Here is a 9,695-nt window from a genome sequence, read left to right as displayed (position 1 = left end):
TGCGCGAGGTGCTGGGTTCGGGCGAGGTGTCGCGCGCCGAGCTGGTGCGGCGGGTTGAGCGCTTCAATCATCTGGCGGTACTTCGGCCCGACGGGTGCCTCGCGTGGGTGAGCAATGGCAGGACGCAACAGCGGGTGGCCCCTGTGGAGTGGCGGAACGGGGGCTTCCGAGCGCATGGATTCGAGCTGGGCCGCTTCTACGACGGGCGCACGGGCGTCTTCCGCTCGCTGAACGACGAACTGCGGGAGGTGGACGGCTTCGCCATCGCGGACGTCCACGACGATGCCGACGTCATCAGTCGCACGCTGGATGGGGCCGAAGAGGCATTCGTCGGGCTGGCGCTGGCGGTGGGGAAGTTCTTCTCGACGTCGCCAGCGGACAACCTCGCGGCACTCGGTCAGATGCCCGCCGCCGTGGTGGCCTTGCTGGAGTCCTCGCCCGAGTATCTGGAGCGCTTTCAGTACATGACGCGCGGCGAGCAGATTCAGTCTGTCTCCAAGCTGGTGACGAACATCATCGCCACATGGGGCACGGTGTCAGCCACAACGCGCACGCTTCAAGGTGCGGGGCTCGCTACGGCGGAAGTGCCGGTGTTGTCCCTGTCCGCACAAGGGGCGCTCGCGATGGAACGCGTCGCGGTGCCGGTGGGGCGCGCGGCGGCGGTGCTGAGCGGCGGACCTGGAGCCGCAATCATCCTTCAGCGAGCAGGGGAGGGGGGCAGCTCAGGTTCGACGCCACCGACGGGCCCGCCTGGAATGAAGTCCTATTCGTCGTTCAAGTCCTTCAAGCGAGCGATGGGGCCAGCAGGACCGGGGAAGGAGTGGCACCACATCGTCGAGCAGACCGACGGCAACGTGGGGCGGTTCGGCGCGAAGGCGATCCACAACACAGAGAACCTGATTCCAGTTGAGGTGGCCATCCATCAGCAGATAAGCGCCCTCTACTCGTCCATTCGCGCCTACTCGCAGGGAAAGACCGTGCGCGCGTGGCTAAGCTCGCAGTCCCTCGCAAGTCAGCGAGCATTCGGGCTGAAGGTCCTCCGTGACCATGGGGTCATTCCGTGAAGCAGGAATCTCTGAGCCGGGCTTCGATTCAGGAGCTGAAGTCGATGTACGAGGAGGCCGCGAGCTTGCACGGTCGGGCGTCGGTTTCGGGTAATCATCGAGCCGCGAACGCCCAGTACAAACGGATCGCTACTGCTTGGCGAGAGCTGAGAGGCAGGGGGGACGAAGGGCGGTCGACCCTCACGGAGTTGATTCGGAGTGGCAATCCGGCGGTTCGCGCGTGGGCAGCATCCCACGTCCTGGAGTTTGCTCCCGAGTTGGCGGAAGCCGAGCTGGAGCGCCTCGCGAGCGGCCCCCCTGGCGTTACGAGGCTCGATGCAGAGCTGACGCTCTCCGAGTGGAGGGCTGGCAACTTGCGTTTTGACTGACGGTGAAGGTGCGGTTTCGGCGGGCGGGGCGGGCTTCACCTGAAGTAGCTGGGGACGTTGTTCCGGAGAAGAAGGAACAACGAAGGAACAACATCCAGCGGTCAAAAACGAACGGGGTTGGACGGTAGCTACCGTCCAACCCCGCGTTTCTACTTGTCCCCGACGGGATTCGAACCCGTGTTACCGGCTTGAAAGGCCAGCGTCCTGGGCCTCTAGACGACGGGGACGTCGCCACCTACATGAGTCGCGGGGGGATCGAACCCCCGACCCTCGGCTTAAAAGGCCGGTGCTCTACCATCTGAGCTAGCGACTCGCACTATTCTTTTGTTCAAAAAAACTCGCGCGGCCCGCCTGGGCCCGAAGGCAGGCGCTTCCTACCCGAACTCCTTCGCGCTTTCCACTGGCGAGCGCATGTCCCCCATCCTGACGGCGCTTCCACCGCCTCCCGGTGAACGCCTGGGGCTCCGCCGAACGCCGCCGTCAGTCATCGGTTGTATACAGCAGGCATGGCCCAGGACCTCCCCCCTGAAGAACATGAAGACCCGGAGGCCGAGGACGGCGACGAGAAGGCTCTCTTCCGCCGCTACCTCACCCGCCCGGGCGCCGAGCGGATGCACCGGGAGCTCGTCCGGCTGCTCAACGAGGAGCGCCCCAAGGTGACCGCCGAGGTCTCCGCCGCCGCCGCCCAGGGGGACCGCTCCGAGAACGCCGAGTACATTTACGGAAAGAAGCGCCTGCGCGAAATCGACCGCCGCATCCGCTTCCTACAGAGGCGCCTGGACACCGCCACCATCGTCACGCCTTCTGAACAGAGCGACCGTGCACGCGTTTACTTCGGCGCCACGGTCACCCTCGAGGACGAGGACGGGGCACGCACGAAGTACCAGATTGTCGGGTCCGACGAAATCGACGCCGCCGGAGGTCGCATCAGCGTGGAGTCCCCCATCGGTCGCGCCCTTCTTCGCAAGAGCGTGGGTGACTCCGTCGAGGTGCACCGCCCCCGGGGCGAAATCGAGCTGACCGTCATCGACATCCGCTACGACTAGGAGGCCCCATGCCTCGGACGCTGCCCATCAACCCCCGCTTCCGCCGCATCTATCAGCACCTGAGCGGGGCGGACCTGGCCGCGCTCGACCCCGAGGAACTCTCACTCGAGGATCTGGGCCTGGGCGACTCCCAGAAGACCCGTGTGGGCCTGCTGTTCGGGACCTACAGCCACCAGGGCCTCGAGCGCGTCCTGCGCACCTACGGCCTGTTCCAGCGCGCCGAGGAGCGGGTGGGGCCCATCGAGCTGCGCATCCAGGGCGAGGATCCGTTCCGCCCCCGGGTCGTCTTGTGGAGCCGCCGCTTCTACGCCCCCGTCGCCGACCTGTCCCTGCGCATGGCCACCGGCGCCGAGGTCGGCCTCGGTGACGCGCTCGCCACCGCGCCCCTGCTCTATGTGGACGCGCTGCTGCTCCAGAATCCGGGCCGCTCGTTCGACTGGCACCGCCCGCCGCTGCCAGGGCAGAGCCACCCCGGGCTCGCGCTCTCCGCGCCCCTTTTGGAACTCTTGATGCTCATGGCCCGCCGCATCGGCGCGGAGGCCCTGGCCCTCACGCCCTCCACCTTCGCCGCCGCGAGCGTCTATGACCGGCGCTTCCTCTTCGTGGACGGCGCGGCCCAGGGGCGCTTCCTCGCGTTGCGCGGCGCTGGCGGCAAGCGCCCTCGCTGGCTGCTCGCGTGGGCCGTGGAGCTGGGCTGCATGCGCGACGCGGAAGGGCAGCCGCTCCCCTTCACCCCCATGCCCATGCTGTCGCCGCTCAGTCGCCGGCTGATCCGCTCGTTCGACGCCAAGGCCTGGGCCGAGGCGCGCGAGCAGACGGGGCGACAGGTGGTGACGCTCGACGAGGAGGCGCTCCAGCAGCGCTTCCCCTGGGAGCGCATGCCCCCGGGGCCGCCCCCCGAGCGGCTGGCGGAGCTGCTGGGGTACGACCCGCTCGCCCCCGTGCTCGCGCACTGAGCGCCAAGGCGTGGGGTTTCGAACAACCGGCATCTCCGACGCCAACCTGGCTGCTTCCGTCGGAGCCGCTGTCTATATTGGAGTGGGCGTCAGGCTCAGCCACGTCGCACGGTCCCCAGCGGTCGCACCCGAACCAATCAGGTCGCGCGAACCCACGATGCGAAAGAACTTCATCCTCGATACCAACGTCCTCCTCCATGATCCGCGCAGCATCTACGGCTTCGAGGACAACAACGTCATCATCCCCATCTACGTCATCGAGGAGATTGATCAGTTCAAGAGAGATCTCTCCGAACTCGGGCGCAACGCCCGCATGGTGGCGCGCTACCTGGACACCTTCCGCGCGGAGGGCTCGCTGAAGGAAGGGGTGCCCATGCCGAGGGGCGGCCTCTTGCGCGTGTGCTTCACGGACCGCGACCTGCCGCTGTCCATGGCGGACAGCAACCTGATGGACAACCGCATCCTCGCGGTGGCCATCGACCTGATGGAGCAGGAGCCTGACACCCAGGCCGTCTTCATCACCAAGGACACCAACCTGCGCATCCGCGCGGACGCGTTGGGCCTCATCGCCGAGGACTACGACACCGAGCGGGTGGAGATCACCGAGCTGTACACGGGCTTCACCGAGCGGCTCGTCCCCAAGGAGCTGGTGGACCAGATGTACAGGCCCGGCGCGGAGGTGGAGCTGCCGGACGTGGACACGCTCTTCCCCAATCAGCTGGTGCTGCTCAAGGACGAGACGAACCCGTCGCACACCGCCATGGGGCGCCTGCACGGGCTCAAGAACCGGCTGGTGCCGCTGCTCCGCCAGAGCAAGGAAGGCACCTGGGGCATCCGTCCGCGCAACATGGAGCAGGCCTTCTGCCTGGACCTGCTGCTCAACGACGACATCAAGCTCGTCACCATCGTTGGCAAGGCGGGCACGGGCAAGACGCTGCTGGCCATCGCCGCGGGGCTCCAGAAGGTGACGGAGGAGAACCTCTACCAGAAGCTCCTGGTGAGCCGTCCCATCTTCCCCCTGGGGCGGGACATCGGGTATCTGCCCGGCAGCGTCGAGGAGAAGCTCAACCCCTGGATGCAGCCCATCTTCGACAACGTGGAGTTCCTGATGAACCTCAGCCGCGCGGACAAGAAGGCCGGCCGCGGCTATCACGAACTCCTGGACCTGGGGCTGATGGAAATCGAGCCGCTCACGTACATCCGTGGCCGGAGCATCCCCAACCAGTTCATCATCGTGGACGAAGCGCAGAACCTCACGCCTCACGAGGTGAAGACCATCATCACCCGCGTGGGTGACAACACGAAGATCATCCTCACGGGGGATCCGTTCCAGATCGACAACCCCTATGTGGATTCGACCAACAACGGCCTGGTGCACGTGGTCAATCGCTTCAAGAGCGAGAAGATCGCCGCGCACATCACCATGGCCAAGGGCGAGCGCAGTGCCCTGGCCGAGCTCGCCGCCAACCTGCTCTAGGCACCCGCGGGTGCCTGCGCGAAGAGACGTGTCATGACGAACGACGGCCCTGGAGACACCCCTCCGGAAGACGGAGAGAAGAAGCCCCTCATCGAGTACCCCGCGGTCTACACCTTCAAGGTGATGGGCCTGCAGGGGCCCGGCTTCGCCGAGCACGTGAGGGACTTGTTCCGGAAGATGATGGGCTCCGAAATCTCTCCGGACTCCATCCACGAGCAGCCCAGCAGCAAGGGCAAGTACCTGTCCCTCAGCGTGTCGGTGTACCTGCTGTCCGAGGAGCAGCGGCGCTCCATCTATGAACAGCTGAAAAAGGACCCGCGCGTCGTCTACTACCTGTGACGCCGGACGCGCGCGGCCTCCTCTGTCGGGTGGGGGGCCCGCGCCGTCTCTGGAAGTCCGGGCGGGGTTGGGTATATGAGGAGCCCATGAGCCCGGCAGATCCCTTTCCGCTGTACCACCCCGCGGACGCCCGGCGCGCGTTCAGCTCGGACGACGTGACTCGGCGGTTCGCCAAGGTGGCCCAACTGGAGCCGGGCGCCCGGGTGCTGGTGCTCGGGTGTGGCGCGGATGGCAGCGCGGCGCTGCTGCTCGCCCGGGAGATGGGCTGCACCGTGCTGGCCGCGGACATGGACGAGGCCCTGGTCTCCTCCGCCCGCGAGCGGGTGCGCCATCAAGGGCTGACGGACCGCATCGACGTGCGCGGCGTGGCCCTGGATTCGCTCGGACTGCCGGACGGCGCTTTCGACGCCATCCTCGTCCAGGGCCGGGTGCTGTACACCCTGCGCGGGACGCTGTCGGCCCTGCGGCCGCTCCTGGCGAGAAGAGGGCGGCTGGGAATGACCTTCCCCGCGAGGGTGGCGCGAGTCGTCCCCAAGGCCGCCGCCGAGCTCTGGGAGCGCCGTCTGGGCGCCCCCCTGTTGCTGCCGCGCGAGTTGCTCCAGTCGCTGGAGCTGGGCGGATTCGAGCCGGAGTCGGCGGAGACGCTGCACGACGTGGAACTCGACGACTACTACCGCGAGGTGGAGGCCAGTCTGAAGCCCATGTCGGGTTCCCAGGCGTCCCCGCTGCGCGAGGAACTGGCGCTGCACCGCGAGAGCAACGGCAAGGCCACGGTCAGCTACGCCTTCCTGGTGGGACGCCGCAAGGAGCCGGGCGAGAAGCCCCCGGCTTCACGCGACAGGGGCTAGTCGGCCCGGCGGGGGAGGGCGGCAATCTGGCCGCCCCCTTCCAGCCCAGCGGGCTAGTTCAGCGCGCCGTTGAAGTCGACGAGCTCGATGGACTCGGGCGCCACGGACAGCGACACCTGATCCCGATATCCGGCCGCGTCGCCGCCCACCTGGAAGGGCATGGGGCGCGCGAAGCGGATGGTGGCGTCGCGGACGTGGAAGTCGTGCAGGCCCTCGGGGAACCAGCGCCCGTTCCAGAGGCGGGGCAGGTTCGCCAGCACCTGCGTGGGCGTCACCTGGCCCAGCCGCAGTTGCATGAAGCCGCGCCGGCCACACGCGAAGGGGAACATGCGGAAGCCATAGCCGTAGAAGGGCATGGTGCCCGCGGCGGCCATCATCAGCCTGCCCCGGAAGAGCAGCTCGCCAGGGGCCACCGGCTCGCCCATGGGCTGGCCGTCCGCGCCCAGGCGGTACGCCTCGCCGGCCTGCCCGTTGACGACCTCGCACTCCACCCAGGTGGAGTTCGTCAGGTAGTGCGGCACCGTCTTGCAGGCCACCGCGGAGAAGTAGCCGCCGCTGCCGGACAGCACGCTCTTGAGGAGCCCCTTGCCCAGGTTCTCCTTCACCCAGATGTAGTCGTTGAGCACCTTGCCATCCACGCCCAGCCCCGCGAAGGGCGCGCGCTGCCCATCCACCATCAGCAGGTCCATGGGGCGGAAGCCCGGGACTTCACCGGTGCGGGCGCGCAGCACGTCGTTGAGGATTCCGTCGCCCCGGGTGCCGGAGGCGTTGACGTGGGCGGCGATACCGTTGCCCGTGCCCAGCTTGAGGATGCCGAAGCGGGGCGCCTGCTGACCGGCGAAGCGGCCTCGGGGGCCGACCAACTGGAGGACCTCGTTCACGAAGCCCATGAACGTGCCGTCGCCGCCGCCCGTGAAGACCAGGGGATAGCCCCGCTCCAGCACCGTCTGAGCGATGCGGCGGCCGTCCAACTGCGAGCGGGAGAGGAACAGGTCCTGCTCCGGCACCACGTGCGACAGCGACTTCACCACCCGGGCGTCCACCTTCCGGGCATTGGCGTTGAGGAGCACCGCGACCTTCGGTTCAGCGGATACGTCCGCCGACGGGGAGCGGCGGAGGTCCGGAGAGCGCAGGGGCTGAACCAACATGAGGATGGCTCCAGGGTAGGTGCGGGTGGGGGAACCCGACATCGACGCGTCGCCGCAATGTGCACTTTCATTGCCAACCGGTGACGCGAGGCGTCAGCAGGCGGGCAGGCATGTCATTCCAAGGGGTTGCAGCGTTGGTTGCTGTTCGAAAGGTCGCCCGGTTGCTACCTGGAGGTGACGGCGGTGTAGAGCGCGTTACGCACCCGTGCCGTGAAGGTGGCGATGACGTGACGCAGCAACCAGCCTCGTGCGCACTGCGCTACGCACCCGGGAGCACCACCTTGTGCCAGAGGGCCCGACGCCACCTCCGGTTTGACACAGGGGGGTGGGTGGTTACGTTGGGCGTACATCAGGAGCTTTCGCAGAAAACGCAGTTATTTCCGGAGGATACGAACCGTGGGCAAGATTATTGGGATCGACCTGGGCACCACGAACAGCGTGGTGGCGATCATGGAGGGTCGCGAGCCCAAGGTCATCGTCAACGAGGAAGGCAGCCGCATCACGCCCTCGGTCGTCGCGTTCACCAAGGACGGCGAGCGACTGGTTGGTCAGGTGGCGAAGCGCCAGGCCATCACCAATCCGGAGCGCACCATCTACTCCAGCAAGCGCTTCATGGGCCGGCGGCATGACGAGGTGACCGAGGAGGCGAAGCTCGTCCCTTACAAGGTTGCTCGAGGGCCGAACGGTGACGCGCGCATCGAACTGGACGGCAAGCAGTACAGCGCGCCGGAGATCAGCGCGCAGATCCTGCTGAAGCTGAAGCGGGCGGCGGAGAACTACCTGGGTGAGAAGGTGACGGAGGCGGTCATCACCGTCCCCGCGTACTTCAACGACGCCCAGCGCCAGGCCACGAAGGACGCGGGTGAAATCGCGGGCCTCACGGTTCGGCGCATCGTGAACGAGCCGACCGCCGCGGCGCTCGCGTACGGCCTGGACAAGAAGAAGGACGAGAAGATCGCCGTCTACGACTTCGGCGGCGGCACGTTCGACATCTCCATCCTGGAGGTGGGTGAGAGCGTGGTCGACGTGCTCGCGACCAACGGCGACACGCACCTGGGCGGTGACAACATCGACCAGCGGATCATGGACTGGCTGATCTCCGAGTTCAAGAAGGACACGGGGCTGGACGTCAGCAAGGACAAGATGGTCCTCCAGCGCCTGAAGGAGGCGGCGGAGAAGGCGAAGATCGAGCTGTCGAGCGCGACGGAGACGGACATCAACCTGCCGTTCCTCACGGCGGATGCGACCGGTCCCAAGCACCTCAACCTGAAGCTCACGCGCGCCAAGTTCGAGGCGATGATCGATGACCTCATCGAGCGCTCGCTGGAGCCGTGCCGCAAGTGCCTGAAGGACTCGGGCGTGGACCTCAAGGACCTCAACGAGGTCGTGCTCGTGGGCGGTACCACGCGCATCCCGAAGGTGCAGGAAGCGGTGAAGCGGCTGTTCGGCAAGGAGCCGAACCGTTCGGTGAACCCGGACGAGGTCGTCGCCGTCGGCGCGGCGGTGCAGGCGGGTGTGCTCTCCGGCGAGGTGAAGGACATCCTCCTGCTGGACGTGACGCCGCTGAGCCTGGGCGTGGAGACGCTGGGTGGCGTGATGACCAAGCTCATCGAGCGCAACACCACCATCCCCACGCGCAAGTCGGAGACGTTCTCCACGGCCGCGGATGGCCAGTCGCAGGTGGAGATCCACGTGCTCCAGGGTGAGCGCGAGATGGCGAACGACAACCGGAGCCTGGGCCGCTTCCACCTGACGGGCCTGCCCCCGGCGCCGCGCGGCGTGCCGCAGATCGAGGTGACGTTCGACCTCGACGCCAACGGCATCCTCAACGTCAACGCCAAGGACAAGGCCACCGGCAAGGAGCAGAAGGTCACCATCACCCACTCGTCCGGTCTCGCGAAGGACGAGGTGGAGAAGATGGTCGCCGACGCCCGCTCGAACGAGGCGGCCGACAAGGAGCGCCGCGAGCTGGTGGAGCTGAAGAACCAGGCGGAGGCCCAGTCCTACGCCGCGGAGAAGCTCGTCAAGGAGAACAAGGAGAAGCTCACTCCGGACGTGGCGAAGGCGCTTGAGGACAGCGTGGCGGAGCTCAACAAGGTGCGCGAGGGCCAGGACAAGGACGCCATCAAGGCCGCGCTCGAGAAGCTCCAGGCCGCCAGCTACAAGGCCGCGGAGGAGATGTACAAGGCCACCGGTGGAGCGCCGGGTGGCGAGCCGCCTCCGGGTGCTGCTCCCGGGGCTCAGCCGGGCGCGAAGAAGGACGACGTGGTGGACGCCGAGTTCCGCCAGTCGTAACGCCGGGGCCGTGAGGCCCGGGTGTTGAAGCAGAGGGCCGGTACTCCCGCCACACACGGGGGGGGCCGGCCCTTCTTCGTTGCGGGACTCGGGGCGGACCTTCCGAAAGGATGGATGGCCGTGTGCGTGGCGAGACTTGGGGCGGGTGCAAGGG

General features: G+C 67.2%; 7 protein-coding genes, 2 tRNA genes and 1 pseudogene. 7 read left to right on the top strand and 3 right to left on the bottom strand.

The features are described from left to right. Positions 1-1,064 (top strand): annotated as a pseudogene (locus FJV41_RS45235) (hypothetical protein); the annotation flags it as partial. A 522-nt stretch (positions 1,065-1,586) separates the two neighbouring features. Here the strand turns inward: FJV41_RS45235 and FJV41_RS45225 are convergent. Together FJV41_RS45225 and FJV41_RS45220 are read right to left on the bottom strand one after the other, a co-directional pair. After that, positions 1,587-1,659, bottom strand: a tRNA-Glu gene (locus tag FJV41_RS45225). 13 nt (positions 1,660-1,672) lie between these two features. Then, a tRNA-Lys gene (locus FJV41_RS45220) sits at positions 1,673-1,745 on the bottom strand. 193 nt (positions 1,746-1,938) lie between these two features. On the opposite strand from FJV41_RS45220, the gene greB reads away from it, so the two are divergent. The 5 genes from greB (at position 1,939) to FJV41_RS45195 (ending at position 6,098) form a co-directional block, all read left to right on the top strand. Further along, a complete protein-coding gene (gene greB, locus FJV41_RS45215; RefSeq protein WP_141648844.1) occupies positions 1,939-2,478 on the top strand; it encodes a transcription elongation factor GreB in 540 nt (179 codons plus the stop codon). Between the two features lie 8 nt (positions 2,479-2,486). Further along, positions 2,487-3,434 (top strand): deacetylase, encoded by a 948-nt coding sequence (locus FJV41_RS45210; RefSeq protein WP_141648843.1) that lies wholly within the window; start codon positions 2,487-2,489, stop codon positions 3,432-3,434. Positions 3,435-3,591: 157 nt separating this feature from the next. Beyond that, a complete protein-coding gene (locus FJV41_RS45205) occupies positions 3,592-4,911 on the top strand; it encodes a PhoH family protein (RefSeq protein ID WP_141648842.1) in 1,320 nt (439 codons plus the stop codon). Positions 4,912-4,944: 33 nt separating this feature from the next. Continuing rightward, positions 4,945-5,250: an HP0495 family protein gene (locus FJV41_RS45200; protein ID WP_141648841.1), complete on the top strand. Its 306-nt coding sequence runs from the start codon at positions 4,945-4,947 to the stop codon at positions 5,248-5,250. Between the two features lie 86 nt (positions 5,251-5,336). Beyond that, positions 5,337-6,098 (top strand): SAM-dependent methyltransferase, encoded by a 762-nt coding sequence (locus tag FJV41_RS45195; protein ID WP_141648840.1) that lies wholly within the window; start codon positions 5,337-5,339, stop codon positions 6,096-6,098. Positions 6,099-6,151: 53 nt separating this feature from the next. Here the strand turns inward: FJV41_RS45195 and FJV41_RS45190 are convergent, their stop codons facing one another. Continuing rightward, positions 6,152-7,246 (bottom strand): diacylglycerol/lipid kinase family protein, encoded by a 1,095-nt coding sequence (locus FJV41_RS45190; RefSeq protein WP_141648839.1) that lies wholly within the window; start codon positions 7,244-7,246, stop codon positions 6,152-6,154. Positions 7,247-7,642: 396 nt separating this feature from the next. Here FJV41_RS45190 and dnaK point away from each other — a divergent pair, with 396 nt between their 5' ends. Beyond that, positions 7,643-9,541: a molecular chaperone DnaK gene (dnaK, locus tag FJV41_RS45185; RefSeq protein ID WP_141648838.1), complete on the top strand. Its 1,899-nt coding sequence runs from the start codon at positions 7,643-7,645 to the stop codon at positions 9,539-9,541. Positions 9,542-9,695: the final 154 nt, after the last annotated feature.

The organism is Myxococcus llanfairpwllgwyngyllgogerychwyrndrobwllllantysiliogogogochensis, assembly GCF_006636215.1.
GTDB lineage: Bacteria > Myxococcota > Myxococcia > Myxococcales > Myxococcaceae > Myxococcus > Myxococcus llanfairpwllgwyngyllgogerychwyrndrobwllllantysiliogogogochensis.
Note: the sequence above shows the minus strand (reverse complement) of the source record. Positions and strands in the feature narration are given on the sequence as shown.

Bases quoted from the DNA above. Each gene is read 5' to 3' on its own strand.
- greB (WP_141648844.1), top strand. From the start codon at position 1,939: ATGGCCCAGGACCTCCCCCCTGAAGAACATGAAGACCCGGAGGCCGAG.
- FJV41_RS45195 (WP_141648840.1), top strand. From the start codon at position 5,337: ATGAGCCCGGCAGATCCCTTTCCGCTGTACCACCCCGCGGACGCCCGG.
- FJV41_RS45190 (WP_141648839.1), bottom strand. From the start codon at position 7,246: ATGTTGGTTCAGCCCCTGCGCTCTCCGGACCTCCGCCGCTCCCCGTCG.
- FJV41_RS45205 (WP_141648842.1), top strand. From the start codon at position 3,592: ATGCGAAAGAACTTCATCCTCGATACCAACGTCCTCCTCCATGATCCG.
- FJV41_RS45200 (WP_141648841.1), top strand. From the start codon at position 4,945: ATGACGAACGACGGCCCTGGAGACACCCCTCCGGAAGACGGAGAGAAG.
- FJV41_RS45210 (WP_141648843.1), top strand. From the start codon at position 2,487: ATGCCTCGGACGCTGCCCATCAACCCCCGCTTCCGCCGCATCTATCAG.